Here is a 25,069-nt window from a genome sequence, read left to right as displayed (position 1 = left end):
GTCATGAAATGGCAGCTTCTTTTTTATATTATTTACTTTTGTAAACCATTTTATAATGTTTAATATTAGCTTCTAAAAATGACTCACCCTCTATTGTAAACCCGTTTTTTAAGTAAAAGTTTGTTGCTGTTTCTTGTGAATGTAGATAAATAGGTTTGTTAAATGGAATCGTATCGCTTAAAATATTATCTAAAATATGCTTTCCGTATCCTTGATTGCGATATTCTTTCAAAACGGCAAAACGTTCTAATTTGATGCCTTTTTCTGTAATACGCCAACGTCCTGTTGCTATGGGTATTTGTTTCTCGTTTGATTCATTAATTAAAAGTAGATAATGATACGAATGTTCATCGTGGTCATCAACTTCAATATCTTCGCTTATACATTGCTCTTCAATAAATACTTTTCTACGTATAAGCAAGCATTTTAAAAACTCACTGCTTTTATTGCCAAAAGTTTTTACAATAATATATTTATAGGTGTGTTCCATTATCGGATTTTTTTAAATATTGATGTAAAGTTACATTATTTCCATCAAAAATTGCATAAGTAAAATGAAATAACCAATCGCCTAAATTGACAAATTTTGTATTTTTATTAAGCATAAATTCAATGGGCAAATGCCTATGTCCAAAAATAAAGAAATCATAGTGTTCATTTTCAATTTTGCGTTTAGCATATTGAATCAGTCTTTCTTTATCTTCGCCTAAAAAGTTAAAATTTTTAGGATTTTCGTGGTATCGGTTATGTTGCGACCATCGAACAGCCATTCTTACAGCAAAGTTAGGGTGGATACGCGCAAATAACCATTGGGCAAAACGGTTTTTAAAAATTTTTTTTAAATATTTAAATCCTATGTCAGAAGGACCTAAACCATCACCATGAGCGATAAAGAATTTTTTCCCCTCAATAATTCGTATTTCTCTATCGCGATGAACCTCTACCCCAATTTCATTGGGCAAATAATCGAACACCCAAAGATCGTGATTGCCAGTGAAGAAATGAACTTTTATGCCTTGATCGGTTAATTGTGATATTTTACCCAAAAAACGAGTATAACCTTTAGGAACAACTCGCTTGTATTCGAACCAAAAATCAAAAATATCGCCTAATAAATAAATTTCTGAGGCATCTTGCGAAACTTCGTCAAGCCACTGTACAAGAAGTTTTTCACGCTTTAAGCTTTCGGCAGCGTTTGGAAAACCTAAGTGAGCATCGCTCACAAAATATATTTTAGTCGATCTATTCAATAAACGTATGTATTTTTTGAGTTGATTTAAATGGATTTAAGGCCGATAGGCGAAACATAAATCTAATTCGACTTATGTAAGTATCACCATACATAAAATCTTGAAATTCGGAGATATCTTTAGACATTTTTACTGGTAAATAGACTGCAAATATATTTTTAATAATTCTAAATTCAAAACCTATTTCCCAAGGAAATTGTGTTGAACCTACCCAAGCATTTTTGGCTTGATAGTAAGTACCCATGGTTCCATATAGGTAAAGAGGAGGCGGAAAAGGGAATGCAAGGGTGGTTCGTAAACTGGTCATCCAATGATTCGAACTTATTGGAATAAATGAACTAAACATTCCATCGTTTTGAATAAATTGATGTTGCCAAAAAGTGTGATTTGATTCGTAAAACCTATCTACAAAAACATCTTGGTATAAATAATCGTTGATGCCAATTGTACCCGATAAAAATAAATTATATATAAAATAATTACTGCGATTAAAAATAAAGAATCCTAAAAAATAGTCAGCTTCAAATCCTTTTTTAAGGTTTTTAAATGGAAAAAACAAGTGACCGTTTAATTTTACTTTTGCAAAATGGGAATGATTTTCTAAACTTGTTGTAAATTGGGTTTGATATATTTGAAATTGTTTTTCAATTTTTAAACTGTTTTTGAAATATAATTCATGGCTATATGGATAAAAAGGTAAGGTCGCATAATCGAGGGTTAATTGATAAGTAATATTACACTTATCAAGCATTTTATAAAAAGTTAAAGGAATTTCGGTCGAAAAATGTATGTCTTGCCAGAGTTTTTGATATTTATTGTTAGGATATGAATATGATTGATATAAAATATTACTTTTAATGTAGCGTATGGTTTTATTTAAGCTCCAAAATTTTTCAGCATAGTACGATCCCAGTATGCTTTTGTTTTTTATACTGTACATTGGCATTAGTCTGAATTGGAATGACGGATAAGGTATTTGTGGAGCATAAAAGACAAGTCCAATCATGTTTTTGTCAATATAATTAAATCCACTAAGGGGATAAACTAAAATATCATAGTGTTGAGGTTTATCAATAAATCCAGCTAGTCGAATCGATAATGGTTTGAGTCGTGGTAAAAATTTTCGATGATTATATAAATTATTACTATAATTGCTTTCAATAAAAGATAAATGGCTTTCATTAGAATTAATAATGATTTTTTTTAAATGTTTGGGAGAAAATTTAAGGTTAATGCTGAAATTTTTTACATTTCCCTCTAATAGAGTGTCTTTAATGATTTGATTGTTCAAATCATAAAGGCTAAGGCTAAATGGAAAGGCCGTTTTATTTTTGTTTTTTATACTTATGTCTATAGAATCTTCATAGAAGGTAATATGTTTTATTTTATAATCGCTTCGATGAGTATTATACAAATAATCATTAAAATACCAGTTGAGCGATTTGTTTGTAAATGTACTGAAATGATTTTTAAGATCGAGTGAATGTATATGTTGAAAAGCTTTTTGTGCATAAAAACTTTGCATAGCTCTGTTAAATATGCTATCCGTCATATAGTTTTTTATGAAGTGCCAGACGGTTTTTGTATTATGATAAGCATTAAAATAATATTCTATTTGGTTGTAATATTCTGACTTTAATCCTATCGGTCTTGCATTTCCAGAAAAATAAAAATAATCTATTAATAAAAATGAATTAAATTTAGAAGTGTTTAGTAAATTAAAGAGTATTTCCCAATCATTTCTTGGCTTGTATGGGATGGTTGGGTAATAGTTAGATTCGTAAAAACTATTTATGCCTTCGTCTATCCAAGGTTCATTGCGTTCATTACTTGCTAAAATTCCATAAAACCAGTTATGTCCAACTTCGTGCAATATTACATTCTGTAAGCTGTTTTCGTCATGGTAAATACCAATCGATGTAATGGTAGGGTATTCCATACCACCTTCGGTAATATATGGCATCTCTACTGCTGTGCATTGCTTGTAGGGATAAATTCCTACGTTATTTGAGTAATATTGAACAGCATCGCTTACAAATTTTGCAGCATTATGCCATATTAAATGATTTTCAGGACTATAAAAAGCGTAAGTATAAATAATTTTATCGTTAATAACAGCTGAGTCTTTAGCAACTTTAAAATAAGGACTGGCAAACCAAGCAAAATCATGAATACTATCTTGTATAAAACGAAGAGTTTTAAACTTTTGCGATGTATAAGATAGTTTTGAAAGAGCATTAATATATTCTTCACTGCTCGAATATTGTTTAGATAATGAAATTAAATTATTTAATCGTATTTGTTCGTTTGTGTCTTTTAAATTACCTGTCGCTGCAATGGTATATTCAATAGGAACAGTAATCTCAACGTTATAGTTCCCGAATTCGCTATAAAATTCACCGTCATTTAAATAAGGATAAGGGTGCCAACCTTTATTATCGTATACGGCAGGTTTAGGGTACCACTGGGTAATGCCAAAGTTAGATTCGTAATAACCCATACGTGTTAATCCTGCAATAGGAATTTTAACATAAAAAGGAGTTTCTATTATAATATGTTCGTGGGGTGCTAAAGGTTTATTTAGGCGAAGTATTCCTATGTCGAGTGAGTCTTTTAAAATTGAAAAATTATTTTCCATCCCGTTTATTTTGAATGCAAGACTGTCTATAAAGCCAAGATGTTCTTCTTGTTGATGATATAGTGAATAATTTTTATTATATAACATTTGTCTGGCTAATGCTGTTTGGGTCTTACTTTTAGTAGCATTGGGGTATAAATGAAAAAAAATATAATAAAGTGTATCAGGAGAATTATTATAGTAAGTTATTTTTTCGTATCCTTTTAAAACCTTGAGTGAAGGGTTTAATGTAACTCGAATATCAAAGTCAACCTTTTGTTGAAAATAGTGTTGTGCAAGTAAGTTAAAATTAAAAATAAGTAGTCCAACAATAAATAAGTTTTTCACTTCTTTTTTTTGTGTTTTTTTACTGACGAGAAAATTTGTTCTAATGTAGAAAATAATTGTTCGCCACGCAAATTTTGAGCAATAATTTTTCCATTGGGGTCAATTAAAAAGTTAGCCGGAATTGCTTGTACGTTATATAGTTTAGCCACAGGCGAGTTCCAATATTGCAAATCGCTAACATGTGTCCAAGCCGATAAGTTATCTTTTTCGATAGCTTGCAACCATGCGTTTCTGTCTTTATCAAGAGAAACTTGTACAATATGGAGCCCCTTTTTTGCAAATTTCTTATATGCATTAACTAAATTGGGGTTTTCGTAACGACATGGACTGCACCACGATGCCCAAAAATCGAGCAAAACAAAGCTACCTCGCAAAGACGATAAGCGAAAGGTATTACCATTAGAGGTGTTGAGCAGAAAGTCAGGGGCTTCTGTTGGTATTTGAGTGTTTAATTGTGTAGATTGAAGATTAGCAAATTGCTGTTTATATTGTAATACTTGTGCATGAAATTCTTTTGCATGCATTGAATTGGGATGAGAGGTATTTAAAGCAGAATCTATAAAATTGAAATAATAAGCATCCCATTCATAATTAAAAAGAGGGTTTCTACTGTCGAAAGCTTGATAAATAGCAGGTAAACAAGCAAAAGAAGAAGGATTTTGTTTAATAAAATTAAATACATATTGCCGGTGCTGTTGTACAATTTCATTGCTTTTTTTTACATACAAACTTTGAATGGAATCTCGATGGAGTGTATCGTTGTTATTTGCAATCATCGTGTTGTATAAATTTTTAACATTTTGAAACGTTTGTATGAGTTTTGATTGTAATTCTTTTATTTGTTGCGATGTTTTAGAACCGCTTACACTGTAATTTTGTGCAAAATTTTCAGCATCGGTTTTAATCTCAATAGTAAAGTTGTTAATAGAGTCAATAAATAATAAGATAGGATTGGTTCTATCTAAATATAAGTTACAAAAATCGGGTTCCGATAGAGTGCCATTAAATTCAAACTCATTATCAGAGTTTATTTTCACAGAGTCGGTTTGGCCAGAGTAACTTAAAAATATAGTTTTGCCTTTTCCACCATTAACTTTACCTTTTATTTTAAAACCTTCGAAATCTGACGAGCATGAAACAAATAGGATAAAAATAAATAAACTTAGTACAGTTTTTTGCATATCCTAAAATTTTAGCAAAAGTAAATGAAAAAATTTGAGTTTTTAACATATATGAGACTATTTTAATGCTAACTTTGCACTTTTAAAGATTTTTAACGTGAAGATTATTCAATCTAGCGATAATATTTTTCTCGATTGTTCAGTAGTAACGGTAGGAACTTTCGATGGAGTTCATTCTGGGCATAGAGCGGTTTTAGAATATTGTAAACAATTATCAAAAAGTAATAATTGCCAGGCCGTTGTATATACGTTTTTTCCACATCCAAGAAAAGTGCTTGGCAAAGGCGAGTTTAAAAATATAAATAGTCAGGCCGAAAAAATATATTTACTCGAAAAATACGGAATAGAATATGTTTTTATTCAAGAGTTTAGTAAAGAATTTGCTCAAAAAACAGCTCAAGAGTTTATTGAAGAACATTTGCTAAAACAATTATCATTGAAAGACCTTGTAATTGGATACGATCATCAGTTCGGTAAAGACAGAGAAGGTAGTTTTGATGTTTTAAAACAATTAGCATTGAAATACCATTTTAACTTACATCGTATAGATGCTTTACAAATCAATACAATTACTATTAGTTCAACTAAAATCAGAAATGCACTCGAAAATGGAAATTTATACGAAGCAAATAAAATGTTAGGCTATCCTTATATTTACATGGCTAAAGTTATCGATGGTTTAAAAATTGGACGAAAATTAGGTTTTCCAACGGCAAATTTAGATATTTCAGAGAGCGAAAAAATTATACCCATGCCTGGGGTATATGCAGTTTGGGTTGATATTAATGGTCATTTTTATAAAGGCGTATTAAATATTGGTTATCGCCCAACTTTAAATATTTCGCAAAAACAATTATCTATGGAAGTACATATTATTGATTTTAATGATAATTTATACGATAAAGTTATTACAGTTTTCTTTATGGAACGATTACGAGACGATATTAAATTCGATTCGCTCGATACTTTAAAAAAGCATATAGAAAAAGATATAAAACATGCACTTCGATTATTTGAACAACATACTATTTGGGAAAATATTAAAAGTAATTTGTTTCATTGTTTAGATTAAGGTTCACCAAATGCTAACCATCCTTTTGCAGCTAAATCTACTTCACTACCACCTTGCAGTTTTAATTTTATGCCTTCATGTGCTTCGGTTATTTGACCTAATATGCTAATGTCTTTTATATTTAAAAGTTTATTAAGATGTTCGGGCGAAACGGTAAATAACAATTCATAATCTTCGCCACCGTGTAATGCTGCTGTTTCAGGCGACATATTAAATTCTTCAGCAGTTAAAGCTGTTATAGCATCGATAGGGATCTTATGATTATATATTTTAGCGCCCACATTCGATTGTTTGCATATATGATTTAATTCAGAGCTTAAACCGTCCGAAATGTCTATCATTGAGTTGGGTTTAATTCCAGCTTCTTTGAATATTTTTAAAATATCAAAACGCGGCTCTGGCTTTAATTGTCGTTGTAATAAATAATCTTTTCCACTAAAATCGGGCTGAACCTTAGGATTATCTTTAAACATTTTATATTCGCGTTCGAGTAATTGTAGTCCTAAATATGAGGCACCTAAATCGCCAGAAACACATATCATATCATCTATTTTTGCTCCGTTTCTATATACAATTTCATCTTCTGATGCTTCACCAATAGCAGTTATCGAAATTAGCATGCCGGTTAGGCTGCTAGTAGTATCGCCTCCAATCAGGTCTACATTATATTTATTACAAGCAGCATAAATACCAGCATATAGCTCTTCTAAAGATTCAACTGAAAATTTAGAAGATATGGCTATCGATACTGTTATTTGCTTAGGAGTACCATTCATGGCAGCAATATCAGATAAATTAACCGCAACAGCTTTATAGCCTAAGTGTTTTAATGGAGTATATACTAAATTAAAATGAATGCCCTCTACTAATAAATCAGTAGTAACTAATATTTTTTTCCCTTTTGATACCGAAATTACAGCAGCATCGTCGCCAATGCCTTTTAGGGTCTCTTTATGAAAATGGGGTGTGTCTTTTGTAAGATGTTCAATCAATTTAAATTCGCCAAGTTTAGAAATAGGAGTTTTTTCCATAATAATTCTTTTTTAAAAAGATGCAATTATCTTTATATTTAAACGTCGAGATGATAAATAATTGGGGACCGCGTATTCGTGCCCTCTGATATCGCTAACCCATTGATAAGAAATGGTATTGTCAATATCGAGTAAATTAAAAACCTCTAAACCAATCCAGAGTTTATCAAAATATTTTAGGATGCCATAATTTATTTCTTGTTCTGGGGATTTTAAAATTTTTGAAAATCCAATATCTACTCGTCGATAAGGGGGCATACGGTAGGTTGCTTCGTAGCGTTCAGATTTGGGAGGTCCAAAAGGGAGCCCACTGCCGAATAATAAACTAAGTTGCATGGTATAAGTAGGGTCCATGGGTAAGTAATCTTGAAAAAACAAACCTAAATTGATGAGTTGATCCGTTGGTCTAGGAATATAACCGGGTTCAACGCGTGTAAATTGACCATCGATATTTTTGTAATAAAAATCGTCTATAATATCTTCTTGGGTTTTTAATAAGGATAAACTAACCCACGATTCTACACCCGGAACAAATTCACCATTTACTTTCATGTCTAAGCCAACAGCATAACCAATCGCATTATTATGACCTAAATACTGAATTCGTACATTTTCGATTTGGTAAGGAATTAAATGATTGTATCGTTTGTAAAACAATTCGCTGATATAACGAAATGAACGATTCCAAGCTGTAAAATTATAGTCGCTACCTAAAACAAAATGAATACTTTGTTGTGCAATTAAATGATAATTTATAGCACCATTGATTAAACGAACTTCCTTATACGAAAGTGGTTGATAATAATATCCTGTAGAAAATTTAAAATTTATGTTTCTTCGCCAGTTGGGATGAAATATAAACGATGCTCTTGGACTTAATAAAATTTGATCAGAATAACTGGAGTAGGTTGTTCTAATGCCAAAGGTATAAGATAAAGACGTGCTGTCGAAATTAATTTTATTTGAATATTGTGCAAAAGCTGAAGCTTTTGTTTGCTGAAGTTGGTTTTTCCCGTAAATTAATGAGTAAATGCCCACAATAGAGTCGGTATAAGGAATAGAGTACCCTGCTGAGTCTATCATTACCCATTCATGTAAATTATCGTTTGTTTTTTCATGTTGTCCATTAATTCCCCATATAATTATTTTATTGTCATCTAACTTTTGAGAACCTGTATGTTGAAGCGATAAAATAGTTGATGTTAAATAATTTCGTGCATGATTTAAAAAAGTACCAACTCCAATATTCATCAAACTATCGCCCATAGAATTAGAGCCTAGTTGTTTGTCGAGCTCATTTAAAAAATATTGTCCTAGTATATCGTATCGTTCTTGTTCGTCTGTATAATAGACAGAAATTGTATATGATAACTTTGTTTTTTCCGATGGGCGTGAAGTTAACGAAATGGCTCCCAGCGAAGTAGTGTATTTATCGCTTTCTTGGCCATCAAAATAGATTTTTAATTTTAATGCTTCGTCGATTGTACCAAACGAGGTTTCGCGGGTTTGTGGAATAAAGCGATAATGGTTTTGTGCAATGTTGCCTAAAAAGCTTAATTCGTTGTTTTCGTTTATGTCGTAGGTAATATATGTTTGATAGTCAAAAAAACGTGGCTTATAATCGCCTTTTGTGTCAAGAGAATTTAATAAATATTGCGAAGTTTTATAACGAAACCCGCTAATATGAGTGAAACGATGGTTTTTACTGCTGTTTTCCAGAGTAAATGATGTGCCTAATAGGCTAGCAGTAAAATGTGCCCCGTGTTGAATGGGCTTTTTGTATTGAATATCAAGTACCGAAGACATTTTATCACCATATTTAGCATCGAAACCACCAGCTGAGAAGTAGATATTTGATACCATATCGGGGTTTACAAAACTTAAACCCTCTTGTTGACCGCTACGAATAAGAGTTGGACGATATACTTCTATTTGGTTAACATAAACGAGGTTCTCGTCGAAATTACCACCTCTAACCGAATATTGCGAACTTAGTTCATTGGTTTTGCTAACACCTGGCATCGTTTTTAGTGTAGCTTCAATACCACCTGAAGCGTCGGGTATAATGTTTACTAATTTAGGATTTAATTTTTCGATATTGTTTTCTTTGTTTTGATTTGCATTAACGGTGAGCTGTGGCAAATTTTCTATTTTTTCTTGTAAAATTAATCTTAAAAAAGTAATATTAGGAATGTTAACTATAATGGTGGTATCTATATATTCTAAGTGTGAAAATTTTAATGTATAGGTGCCTGCATCTTTAATTTTAAGTTCAAAATTACCTTTTATGTCAGTGCTAGTACCTACATTAGGTGTTTCTTTTATAAATATGTTTACATTATCGAGTGCTTGGTAATCTTTGTTTGTTATTTTTCCTTTAAGTAAATATGGTTGGGCAAGTACAACGATATTAAATAAAATAAAAATAATGCTTACAATAAGCTTCATTATGGATTGATTATTTTGCAATAACGTGTTATGTGTTCAATTATTGTAATCCAAGCAAATGTTTACCTTGTTCAAAGACAATATCACGTGGAATACCAGCTGCTGCTATTTTAGACAAACTATTTTGTAATTGTGGTTTTACAACTGCCATATTTTTTAGAATTTCTTTTGCACCTATGTAATCGCCATTGCCTTGAGTGGTGAGAATTAAATTAGCTAAGCTAGCCACAGCTTCACGCATTTTATTTAGTTGAACGGTGTATTTCCCTTTTTGTTCATTAAAAACAAAGGCACCTTTTTCGTTTAAATAATTAAATTCAATCATATTGGCTTTTCCATGGGCGCTCGATGCACCAAAACGAACTGAACGGAAAATGCCGGCTAAAAAGGTAACATAGTTATCTAATAATGCATGTTCGGTTATTTGCTTATGGTCGTATAACCATGTTACAATATATAAACCAACAATATCGGCCTTTGCTTCTTCGAGTGATGTATGGGTGTCTTTTAAAATATCGGTAACTAATTTTTTATCTTTTATGGTTTTACTAATACCTAAGCCGTGAGCAACTTCGTGAAACATTACATTTTCAAAAAAAGCGTCAAAATTAATATTAGTTAATTGACTTTCGTCAATAACTTGTTGTGCAATAGGTTTTAGTATATGTTCAAACTTTGCTTGCATGATATTTTTTAGTTGAAGTTTTCGGCTGCCTTTCAATTCGTTTACTTTTTTGTCGTTTGGGAGATTTATGGCTATAGTTTTACTACCGGCATTACAATCGCCAGCGTAATACAATGCTTCATATACACCTAAATCGTTGTTCTTTGCTGGTTTTTCTTGTTTGTAAGCTTCATCAACAGGAAGATTTGACTGAATTTGAGGTAATAATTCAACAAAATGAGCAAGCTTTTTACTCCATTCTATATCTTTTAGAAGTATAAACGATTCGAAAGATGTTTTATAACCAAACAATCCATCGTTATAGCTTTCGGTAGGACCAATAACAAAATCGAGTGTATTATCTTTTAAATCCATCCATGCCATATCACTTGGAAAGTAGTTGTTGGTGCGGAACGATTGGGCTTTTTCTTTTAAGTAATTAGCAAATAATTTATTCTCAGAAAGTGTTGCAGCTTCATCTAGCATTTGTGCTGCTTTGCTTAATTTTTCTTTATAAAATTCAGAATAAGGTATGCTTATGAGTTCGCCTTTGTCGTTTCTGCGAATAATAGTGTACCAGTTTGTTTTATCGGGATTATTCCATTTTTCAAATTCATCTACGGTCATATCTTGTGGATAGAAAGTCATTCTGTCTGAATGTGGAGGAACACCATCTATAAATGGTTTATTATTTCGAAGATGTTCGTATGGCCCATAATTGATAATAAAAAAGCGTTTAGCATTTTCGTCAGAAATGGAGTTTAATAAACTGTCTTTTTGTGGACAAACTTGTTCCCAAAATAATTCGTCCATTATGGGGGCGATATCAAAAAGTTTGTTGAGTAATGCTTTGTCTTTTTCACTTAAATGGCTAATATTGGCTGTCAACTTTACTACAGCATACTCATCAACTTTTTTCTTCATAAGGTCAGAATAAGTTAAAAGAGTAAAATTATTGTTGTTGTATCCTTTTACAATTAAACTATGGTTCGATTTTATATATTTTATTTCAAATGGCTGTTGAGGTATATTCAGTTGAATAGTATCGTTGTTTTGTTTATTTATTTGGAATTTTTGATGAAGAATTAAAGAATCGTTTTCAAAAAGTTGGATGCTATCTTTTTGAATAATAACATTTATATCATTTTCAATCATTTTATTATCATTATTCATGATAAAGTAGCTACCGTAATATGTTTGGTTCATATCAACCGATTCATTTTTATTTTCTGAACACGAAAATAGTATCATTACTAATAAAGTAACGAAAGGTGCAATATTTTTCATAAGCTTGTTATTATTTTAGACCTAAAACTTCTTTACCTTGTTCAAATTTAATATCGATAGGTATTCCAGATTTGCTGATTTTTTCAATATCTTTTTGAAGTTCGGGCGACATGGTGCCATAAATTTCAATCCAAGATTTGGCAGTGGGGTAGTCGCCTTCGGCAAGAACGGTAAGAATATCTTTTGAAATTTTGCCAATAACTTCTTTCATTTTTTCTAAATTTACTTTGTATGTACCTGTTGCATCATCGCGTTCAAAAGCTTTCATTTTATATAACATATTAAATGCAATGATGTTTGAAGAACCTTGAGCAAATGCAGCACCAAAACGAACAGAACGTATTATATTGGCAACAAAAATAACATAATTATCTTCTAAGGTAGCATCTGTTATAACTTTCATCTCTTGTAGTTTTGAAAGTATGTACATATTAAGTATATCGGCTTTTAATGAATTTATGGTAGGGAAGTAATCTTTTAGTGCATCTTTCACAGGACCTTTGCCATTTACAGTTGTTTTAACCATTATAGCGTCGGCAATTTCGTAGGTTACATTGTTAATAAAAAAACCTTCAAATTTAACATTAGTACGTTGTTCTTTTGCTATAATAACATCGGCTATGGGCTTTAATATTTTATCAAATTTTGCTTTCATACTGTTTTTGAACTGTAGCTTTCGACTACCTTTTTCCATTAAAATTCTGCCATCTTTAGGGCGATTGGTTGATATTTGTTTAGGACCGGCATTGGGCCATCCTGCATAGTATATAGCATCAAAAACACCAATATTGGTATTGGCTAAAACAATTTGTTTTTTATAGTCTTCTGGAATAGAAAAACTGTTTTTAATTTCGGGCAGATGCGATGAATAGGATTCAAATTTTTTACTCCATTCAATATCTTTTATCATTAAATAGGCTTCGTAGGCAGCTTTGGTATTAATAAATTTATCTTCTTCAAATTCATAGGGACCTATTTCTAAATCGTATTTTGAATTTAAATCAACCCACAAAATATCGCTTGAATAATAATCATCGGTAAGTAAACTTTCGGCTCGTTTATTTAAATAATTTGCAAAAGCTTTATCGGGTGATTTTTGTGCAGCTTTCTTTAAATAATCGGCGGCTTTTGTAAGTAAATCTTTGTATGCTACATGATAAGGCTCGGTATATAATGAGCCATCTTCAGCACGTTTTATTACGGTGTACATACTTAATTTATCTTCAAATTTCATATCGATAAATGGGAAGTATTTAATATCGGGAGGATAAAAACCTGCTCCTAAAGGTTTTTTGCCAACTCCTTCAATAAAAGGTTCGTTGTCGTTAATTCTATCCCATGGTCCATAGTTTATTATGCAGAATTCTTTTTCTTCTTCAGTCTTAATTTTTTTAAACAATGTGTCTTTATCGCCGTAGGCTTGACGCCAGAAAATTTCATCTATAATTTTACAAGCATCTATTAAATAACTAAGCATTTCTTTTTCTTGCTCACTATATGAACTTAAATCTACTACAAGTGGGAAAGTTGCATACTGATTTAAACGATCTTTAATAGTAAGTTTAGGCTTACTAACAGTATCGGTTGAAATGCTATTGTTTTCAGTAGTTGTATTTGTGCACGAAAAAAACATGGTAATTGAAACCATCCCGACTACTAATAATACTTTTATCTTTTTCATATTTATATTTTTAAACTGTGGTGTCATTTTTATAAAATTGAAATCCTAATCGTTTCGCCGATTGAAATTTGGCTTTACTAATAATCATTTTTATTTGTTCTACACTAATAATGCTAACGTCTTCGTAGGGTGGAACTAACATATCAAAATCGAGGCAATAGAGTATAGACGATTCAATAATTTTTTTAAAATCTTCAGTTGAGCTTACATTGGTTGAAAAATCGTTATATAAAAAACCTAATTGTCGTTTGCCTTCAACAAAATAATGTTTTTCTTGGTTTACGAAAATGCGAGCAATCAAATAGCCTAAATCTTCATTTTGATTGTTTTTGTATGAATCGCGTAAAAAATTATAAACATGAATAATCCCAACATATGAATTAAGTGGGTGGTCTTGAATATACGAATGAGACCAGATAGAATGCCCTTTGTCTATTTCAAAAATTGAGTTCTGAAAACTAAATACAATAACTTCAGTGCCAAAGTATAGCTCAATGTGTGAATTTCCAATATTGTATTCTATCTCATGTTCTACCGATTTGTTTTTAAATTCAGAATTTAATTCTTGAGTTAATTGAATTATAGCATTTTTGAATAATTCGAAGCTTTCTTTGTACGCTTCTAAAACCAATCGCTTAACCAGAGATTTTTCTGATAAAGTGTTAATTATTAACGATTTGGTTTTAGAAATGGTTGAGCTCATTAAGTCTTTTGATTAAGAATTATTCAAGCCATAAAGTTAATAAAAAAAAACTTAACTATTCAATTTAGTTATTAAAAATATTCAGCTTATATTTAGTAGGCTTTAGCTACTAATACTCTTTGAGTAGAGGGTTTTCCTGAAATAATGCATTTGCCATTTTCTTTTATAGAATCAAAAGGAATACAACGAATAGTTGCCTTTAGCTCTTCGTTTAATACTTTTTCGCTTTCTTTTGTGCCGTCCCAGTGAACCATAAAAAAGCCTCCATTTTCAATTTTTGATTTTAATTCTTCATATGTATCAACTTGGTAGGTATGTTCATTTCTAAAAGTTAGAGCTTTTTGGTAGATATTTTTTTGAATTTCTTCGATGAGTGAAGTAATATGGTTTAATAATTCATTTCTGTTCACAATACTTTTCTCTAAGGTGTCTCTTCTAGCTACTTCTATAGTATTGTTTTCAATATCTTTAGGTCCTATGGCAATTCTTATAGGAACTCCTTTTAATTCATATTCGGCAAATTTCCATCCTGGCTTGTGGGTATCTCTATCATCAAATTTTACCGAAATTCCTGCAGCTTTAATTTCATTAAAAATTTTTTCGCCTTCTTGACAAACTTTAGTGCGTTCTTCATCACTTTTATATATGGGTACAATGACGACTTGGAGAGGAGCAATTTTAGGTGGCAAAACAAGACCATTGTTGTCGCTATGGGCCATAATCACGGCTCCAATAAGTCGAGTCGAAACACCCCATGAGGTTGCCCAAACATATTCTTGTTTGCCTTCAGAGCTAAGAAATTTAACATCAAACGCTTTGGCAAAATTTTGTCCCAGAAAATGTGATGTGCCCGCTTGGAGGGCTTTGCCGTCTTGCATCATTGCTTCAATTGTAAAGGTTTCGAGTGCGCCAGCAAATCGTTCATTCTCAGATTTAGCTCCTTTTATTACGGGTATTGCCAGCGTTTCTTCTGCAAATTTTGAATAAACATTTATCATTTGTTGAGCTTCTGCCATGGCTTCTTCTTTTGTGGCATGAGCCGTATGCCCTTCTTGCCATAAAAATTCAGCTGTTCTCAAAAAAAGACGTGTTCGCATCTCCCAGCGAACTACATTCGCCCATTGGTTTATAAGTAATGGAAGGTCTCTGTATGATTGTATCCAGTTTCTATAAGTATTCCAAATAATGGTTTCAGATGTAGGACGAACAATTAGCTCTTCTTCGAGTTTAGCTCCTTCGTCTACAATTACACCTTTGCCTTTAGGATCGTTTTTTAATCTATAATGGGTTATAACTGCGCATTCTTTTGCGAAACCTTCTACGTGGCTGGCTTCTTTACTAAAAAAAGATTTCGGAATAAATAGTGGAAAATAGGCATTTACATGTCCTGTTTCTTTAAACATTTTATCTAATGTTTGTTGTATTTTTTCCCATATCGAATATCCATAGGGTTTGATAACCATACAACCACGTACCGACGAATTTTCTGCTAAGTCTGCTTTTAGTACCAAATCGTTGTACCATTGAGCATAATCTTGTTCTTTGGGAGTTAAAACTTTTGCCATATTTTTCTAGTTTTGGTATAGTATTTGTAAATCATATTAAAAAATTGATGCAAAATTAGTATTTTTACACAATAAAACAGATAGGAGGTTCTATCCATGAAAACAAAATTATTATTATCGGCAGCCGTAGTCTTAGGACTCATGAGTTGTTCTTCAACAAAGCATGTATCGGCTATATACAGCGACGATATTTATAGCTCGCCGTCTGTCTCATCGCATGAAACTGTTGCAACTCCTGAAAAAACAACAAATTCAAGCGATGCTTATTATCAAAATAATGAATCGAATATGTCAACCAGCGATGCCAATGTTGAAAAAAATACCAGCAGCGATTCGCAAGAAAAATACGTAACGAATAATTATTATTCATTTGATAAGGATGATTATTATGATTATGAATATTCAGCTCGTTTACGCCGATTTCACGATCCTTATATAGGTTGTGGTTATTACGATTCGTATTATACTAATACTTATTGGTATACTTATGACCCTTGGGATTGGGGTATTAGTATTTATTTTGGATTCCATTGGTGGCCTTTTTATCAATATTATTATTATCCATCTTATTATGCAGTAGGTTTTTATTATCCTTGGTATCATCCTTTTTGGGGCTATCACCCATATTATTATTATGCAGGATACTATGGTTATGGATGGTATGGTTATCATCACGGTTATCATCATGGCTATTGGAATGGTTATCATGATGGTTATTGGAATGGATATTGGGATGGATATTACGATGCATATGCCCATAATTTCTACTACAATAGTCACGATGGTACTTTTTATGGTCATAGAGGCGATGGTTCATCGAGTGGTTCCAGAGGAAGAGATCCTTACAATAGTTTTGTAAGTAATTATCATCAGCAAACTCATAATGAAGTATTAAGTCGACCAACTTTTGCTAATTCAACTAGACCTGCAAATATTCAGCAAAATCCTAATGGTATACAAGATAATAGTAGAAAACCCGTAACAACTAATCAAGGTATTGAACCAGCACAACGTCAACCTTCAACTGGTTTTGAACAGAAGCCTTTAAATGGAAGAACCCCTACTATAAATGAGCAATCCGGTTCTGATGGCAATAAACGACCAGTTAAACCTTCTGTTGGTGCAGAACCATCGAATAATCGTCCATTGAACAATAAACCACAGATATCCGAACCTTCTAATTCTCGTCCTAATCAACCTTCATTAAATAATTTAGACGATCGCCCCATAAATAATAGACCCCAGTTAGCTGAACCTTCAAATGCTCGTCCAACATACTCACGTCCTGAAACAAATGATGGCATAAGTCGACCTTCTCAATCATCGTTTCCTCCTTCAAACGAACGCCCCAATCGCACTATAAACGAAATGCCCAATAATAGTAGGCCTACTTATTCTCAGCCGCAAAGAGAAAATAATTCTATCGAATATAGAAGACCAGAAAATAATTCATATAATCGTGAAGTAGTTCCTCAACCTTCAAGAAATAATGCTCCATCACATTCTCAGCCTTCGCACAGTCCTTCGTATTCTCAGCCCAGCAGAACGCATACGCCTTCGTTCTCTCAACCAAGTCATAATTCTGGTAATTCAAGAAGTAGCAGTTCAAGTAGTACTTCAGGTGGTGGTCGTCGTCGTTAAATATAAACCTTTAAAAACTTTCGAATATGAAAAAGATATTGGTAATTTTATTTATAAGCATATCAATTTCAATGGTGGCTCAAAATGAAGTTGATGCTTTGCGTTATTCGCAGAACTATTATATGGGTACAGCACGATTTATGTCGACAGGAGGGGCTTTTAGCTCATTAGCTGCTGATATGTCGGCTATATCTATAAATCCAGCAGTATTAGGTAAATATAAAGGCTCTGAAATTACAATATCACCCTATTTTGCTTTGAATCGATCCAGTGCCTTATATAATAATACCACAAGAGATAATTTCAGATATCATTTTCAAAGAAATATAGGTTTTGTTTTAAATCATAATAATGGTCAAGAAACAGATTGGAAGTCGGTTTCGTTTGCTTTTGCATACAATAGATTAAATGATTTTTCACGTATAGTAAGTATTGATGGGTATAATAATCAGTCTTCGATGACTGATTATTTTGCAGCTCTAGCAAATGGCAAGAAGGTAGATGAATTAGATGGATTTAACGAAGGATTAGCTTGGGATGCTTATATTATTGATCCGGATACTAACGGAACAAATTTATATAAAACAGCATTCGCAAATTATGGCGAAAAGCAAACAAAGACCATTAATACTAAAGGAGGAATGGGTGAGTATTTATTTGCTATTTCTGGAAATTATAAAGATCAACTGTTTATAGGTATGAGCATGGGTATTCAATCGGTTCGTTATCGAGAATTTTCATATTATTCAGAAAAGGACGATAAAGATACCATTCCATCATTCAATTATTTCGATTTCAATAAAGAACTAAAAACTACGGGCTCAGGCTTTAATTTTAAGTTTGGAATGATTTACACTCCTGTTCATTGGTTCCGTTTGGGATTAGCAATGCATACTTCCACATTCTTTAATTTGACAGATAGTTATAGTAGTTCAATCAAGTCATCATTTAATGATAATTTACATGGCGATGGAAAGGAAATTAAATCTAAACAAGGCTTGTTTGATTATGAATTGACAACACCTTTTAAAGCCATTGCGAGCATAGGATTTGTAGTTTATAATTCAACTGATGAACAAAAAGTGCCTTTTGTAAATGTAGCTTTAGAATATGAATATGTTGATTATTCAATGGCACGATTATATTCTAATTCTTATGGCTTTGATATTGAAAATAGTGTAATTGAAAAAGCATATAGACCAGTTGGAAATATTAGAGCTGGAGTAGAGTTACGTTTATCTGATTTTTTAATAAGGGGAGGGTATAGTTACTATCAAAGCCCCTATGAATCTAATCAAGTTAATGCCAATGCTGATAAAACAATATATTCAATAGGATTTGGTATAAAGGGAGATTATAGTTATTTTGATTTAGGATTTTTGTATTCTACGCAAAAAGAAAAATATTATTTATACGATCCATCCATTGTTACAAACAATGCTGTTTCATTAACTAATAACAATTATGGCATGATTGCCACTTTGGGTTTTAGATTTTAAAATTTTTGTATGTAAAATTGAAAATAATTATTAAACACCAAACAGCGTATTTTAATACGCTGTTTTTTTATTTAAATAATTGAAATAATGTTAATTATATTAATGATTTTTGTTTTTAAGGTTATGGTAAGTCGATATTCCAAATTCAATAACATCGGCTTTAAAAAAATGAGATTTAAGGAGTAAATTAGCTCTTAACCAACTATTAATATTATATCTTAAACCTACTTTACTATAAATATAGCCGTCGGGTAAAAAAGGGTCGTAAACATAGCTTCCTGTTTGAAAAGTGATTGAAAGTTGGTTTAAAATTAAGTCGTGCGATAACCTTATACCCCCTCTTATATAGGGTGTATATTGATTAAAATTAGGAATTTCTTGATGGCGTATAGGAATAGAGGGATCGTAAAAAATATCCATTCCTAAGCCCCATTTTCTTTTATTCGATACCATTTTCTCGAGTGTAAATGCTAAATTGTTAACAATATAATGGTTTGGATCGGCAGGATAGTTTTGCCTTTTACCAATAGAAAGCATAATGTCATATTGTAAAAACGATTTATAGTTTTGTTTTAATTTTATTTGATGATTAAATACATGTGGTGGCGAGGAGTGATATCCTATATTTATAAATAATGCCGGAATATTGAAACCAAGATTAGGTTTTTTCCATGATCCATTAGAGTAGTGCGTAAATGAAACACCCGATGAAAAACGGAATTTTTCAATATTATGACTGTAGTATATGCCAAAATTGATATAGGCATTTAATGAAGAGCCAATGGCAATGTTATAATAATTGTCGGATATATTAAAATGATTAGTTAAATAAGCTAATCCAGTAGCCATGGAGTAGTGAATCATAAATTTTTTCTTAGCCCATATTGAAATATCAACTTTTGAATAGATGGCATATACTTTTCCGGTATATAAGTCGTTTTTGAGATTAGAATAATAAATACCTCCACCCCAATAAGGGAAACGATAATGGAGGTGCCATTTTGATGAATCGTTTAATTGTTTTAAGCATTCTAGATTATATTCTGAAATATGCTGGTTAATAAAATATGCTAATGAAGGACGATGTGGAAAAATAAAACCACGATGAAAAGAAAAACTATACAAATAAGTAGAATTAGTTTGCGAAAATAAATTCGAAAAGATAAGCAAAAACCATATGAGCCTTATTTGTCTTTTCATATTTTTGCAAATATACATGAGAAAGAAATAGAAACATTATAGGAATAAAAAATATTTTAAACTTAATCAAATAAATGAATAAAGATTTGTATTTTTGAAAAATTAAACTGTATATGTTAAAGCGATTTAGTTTTGTTTGTTTGTTTGTTTGTCTCATATTTTCATATTCATATGCTGTAAAAGTTGACAGTCTTTTACGGGTTATTATTCAGCATAAAGATGATAGTGTTTCTTTATTAGCTTATGAAGAATTATTAAATGCACTTTATGATAGAAACGATAAACTTTATATAAAATTTGCCAAAGAAGCATTAAATAGAAGTAAAAATCAAAAAAACGAAAAATTTGCAGCAAAATACTCTTTAGTGTTAGCAGAGAAATATGAATACATGGGTGAGTTTAAAAAAGCAATTGATTATTACAATGAAGCGCTTAATTATTATCAAAATTTAGATAGTATTAAAAATATAGCAGATGTTAAAAATAGCATAGGAAGAGTTTATGAAAAGACTTCAGATTATGACAAAGCTTTAAGTTATTATATAGAGAGTCTTAAAATAAGAGAAAAAATAAAAGATAAAAAAGGAATTGCTTCTAGTTACAATAGTATAGGATTAATATATTACTATCAGGGAAATTATGGAATGGCATTAAAAAATTTTTTGCACTCTTTATCACTGGTTAAAGAACTTAACAACCCTATGGGTTTAGCTACCGTTTATAATAATTTAGGTTTAATTTATTCTGCTTCCGATTTAAATAAAAAAAAATACGACTCTGCCTTAATTTACTTTAATTTGTCGCTAAAATTCTATGAAGAACTTGCATCACAATATGGAATATCTACTTCTTATTTAAATATTGCTAATTGTTATTATGGAAAAAAAGATTTTACTACTGCTGAAAAATATTATTTGAAATCGATTGAAATAAAAAAAGAAATAGATGATAAAATAGGTTTAGTAAGTACTTATACTTCTTTAGCAGTTTTATATCAAAAGAAAAAAATGTATCAGTTAGCTATTGAAAGTGCCTTAAATGCTGTTAAATTAGCTAATGAATTAGGGAATAAAGAAGGTTTAATAAGGGCTTACGATGTATTGTCAGAGTTGTATGCCGATATGGGAAATTATAAACAAGCTTATGAAGCTTTTCGTAAGTATCAAGCTATGAGTGAAAAATTATTTAATGAAAATAGTGCAAAAATAGTGGCAAAGCTTCAAGAGCAATTTCAAGCCGAAAAGCGTGAAAAAGATATACAAATAGCTAATAGTAAAATTAAGCAACAATCCATTCTTATTTATGCTGCCATAATTGTTATTTTATTAATTTTAAGTTTATCTGTAGTTATTTTAAGGAGCTACCGAGAAAAAAAGCGTGCTAATATTTTATTATCGGAACAAAATGAGGAGATTACACATCAGAAAAATATTATTGAGCAAAAGAACCAAGATATTTTAGCTAGTATCACTTATGCAAAGAGAATACAAGAAGCCATATTGCCTTTGCCTCAATATATGAATAAGTATCTTAAAGAAATGTTTGTGTTTTATAAACCTAAAGATATTGTTTCGGGCGATTTTTATTGGTTTATGCCAGTAGGCGATACTATTTTATTCGCTGTGGTTGATTGTACCGGACATGGTGTACCGGGTGCTTTTATGAGTATTGTGGGTTATAATAGCTTAAATCAAGTAATTAAGGAATATAATATAATCGAACCAGGAGAAATTTTAGATAAACTCAATATTTTGGTTCAGCAAGCATTACATACATCCGAACAAGAAATTAAAGACGGAATGGATATTGCTTTATGTGCTTTAAATACAAAAACTAGAATGCTCAAATATGCCGGTGCTAATAATCCATTGTACGTGATTAGAGAAAAAAATAAAAATAATGAATTTATAGTTAATAAATTTGAAGAATCTGATACTCATATTTTGTTTGAAATAAAAGGAGATAGTCAACCTATTGGGGCATTTATTTCGCATAAAAATTTTACATGTAACGAAATACAATTAGAGCCAGAAGATACACTTTATATATTTTCAGATGGATATGCCGACCAATTTGGAGGTGAACATGGAAAAAAATTAAAATATAAACCTTTTAAAAAGATGCTTTTATCCGTTCAAACCTATTCAATGGAAGAACAAAAAAAACATCTACACTTTTATTTTGATAATTGGAAAGGAAGCTTTGAGCAGATTGATGATATTTGTGTAATGGGTGTTCGTATAAATAATTAGGTTTATAAATAAAAAAGCTAAACCTTTCAATTTATATGGTTTAGCTCTTTATATTTAGAATTTTATTATTTAACTTCAATTAATTCTACATCAAATATAAGATTTGTTCTAGGTGGAATAGCACCAGGATATCCATTTTCGCCATAAGCAAGTTGATATGGAATAATAAACCGAACTTTTTCGCCCACATGCATTAAAGCAACACCTTCGTCCCAGCCTTTAATTACCATGCCAGCACCTAATTTAAATTCAAAAGGAGTGCCGCGTTGTACCGACGAATCGAATATTTTTCCATCTTCAAAGTATCCGGTATAATGAACTTTAACTGTTTTTCCATTTTGAGCTTGTGGTGCATTTTTATCTGCCTTTTGAACAATAATATATTTTAAGCCTGAAGCTGTTTTAATAGTGTCTTTCCCTTTTGTATCAAAAGCAACAGGGGTTACAGGCTTATGAACATTAATAAGTTCAACGTCAAAAATTAAATTAGCTTTAGCTGGAATGGCAGGAGGACGACCATTTTCGCCATAAGCTAGTTGATAAGGTATTATTAAACGAGCTTTTTCGCCTACCGAAAGCATTGAAATGCCTTCTTCCCATCCTTTTATTACTTGTCCCTTGCCAAGTGTAAATTGAATGGGTTCGCCACGACGCACCGATGAATCAAAAATTTTACCATCTTCAAAATAACCAGTGTAATGAACTTCAACGTTGTCTCCACTTTGTGCCTTGATGGCATTTTTATCTAGTTTGTTAATACGTATTATTTTTAGACCGCTTGGTGATGTTTCTTCGGGTTTTCCTTTTATGTCAAAAGGTTCGATTTTAGGAGCCGGGATTACTTTTTCTAACTGAACAATAAATTTTAAGGTTGAATTTGCAGGAATAGGACCTATCGCTCTATTGCCATAGCCTAAATGGGGGGGAATAATAAATAATGCAGAGTCGCCTTCGTGTAATAGAGCAATGCCTTCGTCCCAGCCTTTAATAACTCTACCTTCGCCTAAATTAAAGCTAAAAGGTTCGCCTCGTTTGTATGAGCTATCAAATACAGTGTCGTTCATTAGTTTACCTACATAATGAACCACAACCTTGTCGCCTGATTGAGGTTGAATACCTTTACCTTCTTGTAAAATAGCATACTGTAATCCGGATGCTGTTGTTTTTAGATTTTCCATTTGACCAAATGTTAATAAAATTAATAAATTGAATGTAAGAAATAAAATGGTTGTTTTCATATATAATTTAATTAAAGTTCGATGTTGTTATATAGTTTTTTTATTTTACGTCTAATAAATTGATTTCAAAAATAATAGTAGAGTAGGGAGGAATAATTTTGTATTGTTGACTTCCGTATGCTAATTTTGAAGGGATTATTAAGGTAGCTTCACCTCCTTCGTTCATGAGTTTAATGCCTTCTTCTAATCCAGGAATTACTATGTTTTTACCAAGTTGAAATTCGAAAGGTTCATTACGTTCATAAGTATTATCGAAAATTTCGCCTCCTAAAAAAGAAACTAAATAATGAATTTTTACTGTAGAAGTATCGGTTGGCTTTTTACCATAGCCTTTTTTCTTTTCGATATAATATATGCCAGATGCAGTAGGTTTAGCATTTATATTCGAAATTTTGAGATAATTTTGTAAGCCTTCGAGTTCTTCTTTTTCGTTCATGTATTGTTGTTGTTTATTCTTTTCAAAATATTCTTTAACGGAATATATTTGTAATGCTTTAATATAGAAAATGATTTTATCTCCTTTTTTGATAAAGCTTGGAACTTCTTCTTGTTTTGTCTCGGTATAAAAACGTATCGCATCAACCTTGAAAATAGCACTATCGCCTTCGTGCATCAATAAAATACCGTCGTCTATGGTTCCGCCATTAACCGATGGATTTTTAATTTTAATTTTAAATTTGTCGGTAAATTCACGCGTATCGTATAGAATGCTATCTTTTTCGGTTGTGTAGTACATTACAACTTCCATAATTTCGCCAGGAGTTGCTATTCGATTATTGGGGTTAGAAATAATAAATTTATATTCTAAACCATTACCGTCATTTTTGAAATTATCATTTTTACAGGCATTTAGGAAGAATATTGCCAATAAAAATAATAAATAGCTTCTCATACTCAATTTTTTGAACAAAGGTAATGAATATGTTAGTAAAGCCAAAAAAGTTTTAAATTATTAACAAAATTAAGCTTGTTATTTTTTAATAAAGAATTTTTTTCTATTTTTGCACCCGATTTTTTGATGGCGAGGTAGCTCAGTTGGTTAGAGCGCATGATTCATAATCATGAGGTCGCCGGTTCAATCCCGGCTCTCGCTACCAACCATAACAAGGGTTTCGGATAATAAACATCCGAAACCTTTTTTTATTTTACATATAATTTGCACACAAAATAATACGAATGATAAATATTTATTTTTGATTAATTTCAAGAATTTTATTCTTTTTCATTTGATATATTTTTTTTGCAAATCGTGTGCAAATGAAACAAGGGCTTCAAACAAAAATTGTCTGAAGCCCTTGTTATTTTTGGCTCCCCAGCCAGGACTTGAACCTGGGACCCCCTGATTAACAGTCAGGTGCTCTAACCAACTGAGCTACTGAGGAATTTTTGCGA

At 31.4% G+C, this 25,069-nt stretch carries 17 protein-coding genes and 2 tRNA genes; 5 read left to right on the top strand and 14 right to left on the bottom strand.

Annotation, left to right across the window (positions count from 1 at the left end; genetic code table 11):
• Window positions 1-28 precede the first annotated feature (28 nt).
• The 4 genes from HPY79_05815 to HPY79_05800 are packed head-to-tail and all read right to left on the bottom strand — an operon-like array spanning window position 29 to window position 5,396.
• Window positions 29-490, bottom strand: coding sequence for a GNAT family N-acetyltransferase (locus HPY79_05815; protein ID NSW45310.1), 462 nt, complete (start codon window positions 488-490; stop codon window positions 29-31).
• Complete coding sequence (locus tag HPY79_05810; protein ID NSW45309.1) at window positions 474-1,250, bottom strand: UDP-2,3-diacylglucosamine diphosphatase; 777 nt, start codon at window positions 1,248-1,250, stop codon at window positions 474-476. The genes HPY79_05815 and HPY79_05810 overlap by 17 nt, the downstream gene beginning before the upstream one ends.
• Window positions 1,243-4,215, bottom strand: a complete 2,973-nt coding sequence (locus HPY79_05805; protein NSW45308.1) for a M1 family metallopeptidase — start codon at window positions 4,213-4,215, stop codon at window positions 1,243-1,245. Before HPY79_05805 ends, HPY79_05810 begins: the two co-directional genes overlap by 8 nt.
• Complete coding sequence (locus HPY79_05800; GenBank protein NSW45307.1) at window positions 4,212-5,396, bottom strand: AhpC/TSA family protein; 1,185 nt, start codon at window positions 5,394-5,396, stop codon at window positions 4,212-4,214. The genes HPY79_05805 and HPY79_05800 overlap by 4 nt, the downstream gene beginning before the upstream one ends.
• 97 nt (window positions 5,397-5,493) lie before the next feature.
• On the opposite strand from HPY79_05800, the gene HPY79_05795 reads away from it, so the two are divergent.
• A complete protein-coding gene (locus HPY79_05795) occupies window positions 5,494-6,468 on the top strand; it encodes a bifunctional riboflavin kinase/FAD synthetase (GenBank protein ID NSW45306.1) in 975 nt (324 codons plus the stop codon).
• Here the strand turns inward: HPY79_05795 and thiL are convergent.
• The 6 genes from thiL to HPY79_05765 form a co-directional block, all read right to left on the bottom strand.
• The gene (gene thiL / locus HPY79_05790; protein NSW45305.1) at window positions 6,465-7,499 is read right to left on the bottom strand and encodes a thiamine-phosphate kinase; all 1,035 of its coding nucleotides are present in this window, start codon (window positions 7,497-7,499) and stop codon (window positions 6,465-6,467) included. The genes HPY79_05795 and thiL overlap by 4 nt on opposite strands.
• 12 nt (window positions 7,500-7,511) lie before the next feature.
• The gene (locus tag HPY79_05785; protein NSW45304.1) at window positions 7,512-9,947 is read right to left on the bottom strand and encodes a TonB-dependent receptor; all 2,436 of its coding nucleotides are present in this window, start codon (window positions 9,945-9,947) and stop codon (window positions 7,512-7,514) included.
• A 40-nt stretch (window positions 9,948-9,987) separates the two neighbouring features.
• Complete coding sequence (locus HPY79_05780) at window positions 9,988-11,898, bottom strand: Zn-dependent hydrolase (protein ID NSW45303.1); 1,911 nt, start codon at window positions 11,896-11,898, stop codon at window positions 9,988-9,990.
• Window positions 11,899-11,908: 10 nt separating this feature from the next.
• A complete protein-coding gene (locus HPY79_05775; GenBank protein ID NSW45302.1) occupies window positions 11,909-13,579 on the bottom strand; it encodes a Zn-dependent hydrolase in 1,671 nt (556 codons plus the stop codon).
• A gap of 10 nt (window positions 13,580-13,589) precedes the next feature.
• A complete protein-coding gene (locus HPY79_05770) occupies window positions 13,590-14,282 on the bottom strand; it encodes a hypothetical protein (GenBank protein ID NSW45301.1) in 693 nt (230 codons plus the stop codon).
• A gap of 92 nt (window positions 14,283-14,374) precedes the next feature.
• Window positions 14,375-15,847 carry a proline--tRNA ligase gene (locus HPY79_05765; GenBank protein NSW45300.1) on the bottom strand — a complete coding sequence of 491 codons (1,473 nt, stop codon included), beginning with the start codon at window positions 15,845-15,847 and terminating at the stop codon, window positions 14,375-14,377.
• Window positions 15,848-15,943: 96 nt separating this feature from the next.
• Here HPY79_05765 and HPY79_05760 point away from each other — a divergent pair, with 96 nt between their 5' ends.
• Both HPY79_05760 and HPY79_05755 read left to right on the top strand, forming a co-directional pair.
• Window positions 15,944-17,488, top strand: a complete 1,545-nt coding sequence (locus HPY79_05760) for a hypothetical protein (protein ID NSW45299.1) — start codon at window positions 15,944-15,946, stop codon at window positions 17,486-17,488.
• A 26-nt stretch (window positions 17,489-17,514) separates the two neighbouring features.
• Window positions 17,515-18,987, top strand: a complete 1,473-nt coding sequence (locus tag HPY79_05755) for an outer membrane protein transport protein (protein NSW45298.1) — start codon at window positions 17,515-17,517, stop codon at window positions 18,985-18,987.
• Between the two features lie 99 nt (window positions 18,988-19,086).
• Here the strand turns inward: HPY79_05755 and HPY79_05750 are convergent, their stop codons facing one another.
• Window positions 19,087-20,187: an acyloxyacyl hydrolase gene (locus HPY79_05750; GenBank protein ID NSW45297.1), complete on the bottom strand. Its 1,101-nt coding sequence runs from the start codon at window positions 20,185-20,187 to the stop codon at window positions 19,087-19,089.
• Window positions 20,188-20,300: 113 nt separating this feature from the next.
• Here HPY79_05750 and HPY79_05745 point away from each other — a divergent pair, with 113 nt between their 5' ends.
• Window positions 20,301-22,439, top strand: a complete 2,139-nt coding sequence (locus HPY79_05745; protein ID NSW45296.1) for a tetratricopeptide repeat protein — start codon at window positions 20,301-20,303, stop codon at window positions 22,437-22,439.
• Between the two features lie 65 nt (window positions 22,440-22,504).
• Here the strand turns inward: HPY79_05745 and HPY79_05740 are convergent, their stop codons facing one another.
• Complete coding sequence (locus HPY79_05740; protein ID NSW45295.1) at window positions 22,505-23,677, bottom strand: FKBP-type peptidyl-prolyl cis-trans isomerase; 1,173 nt, start codon at window positions 23,675-23,677, stop codon at window positions 22,505-22,507.
• A 40-nt stretch (window positions 23,678-23,717) separates the two neighbouring features.
• Window positions 23,718-24,569 (bottom strand): FKBP-type peptidyl-prolyl cis-trans isomerase, encoded by an 852-nt coding sequence (locus HPY79_05735; GenBank protein ID NSW45294.1) that lies wholly within the window; start codon window positions 24,567-24,569, stop codon window positions 23,718-23,720.
• A 128-nt stretch (window positions 24,570-24,697) separates the two neighbouring features.
• Here HPY79_05735 and HPY79_05730 point away from each other — a divergent pair.
• Window positions 24,698-24,774: transfer RNA gene (locus tag HPY79_05730), tRNA-Met, on the top strand.
• 208 nt (window positions 24,775-24,982) lie between these two features.
• Here HPY79_05730 and HPY79_05725 read toward each other — a convergent pair.
• Window positions 24,983-25,059, bottom strand: a tRNA-Asn gene (locus HPY79_05725).
• Window positions 25,060-25,069 lie beyond the last annotated feature (10 nt).

This window comes from Bacteroidales bacterium (assembly GCA_013314715.1).
GTDB lineage: Bacteria > Bacteroidota > Bacteroidia > Bacteroidales > GWA2-32-17 > Ch61.
Note: the sequence above shows the minus strand (reverse complement) of the source record. Positions and strands in the feature narration are given on the sequence as shown.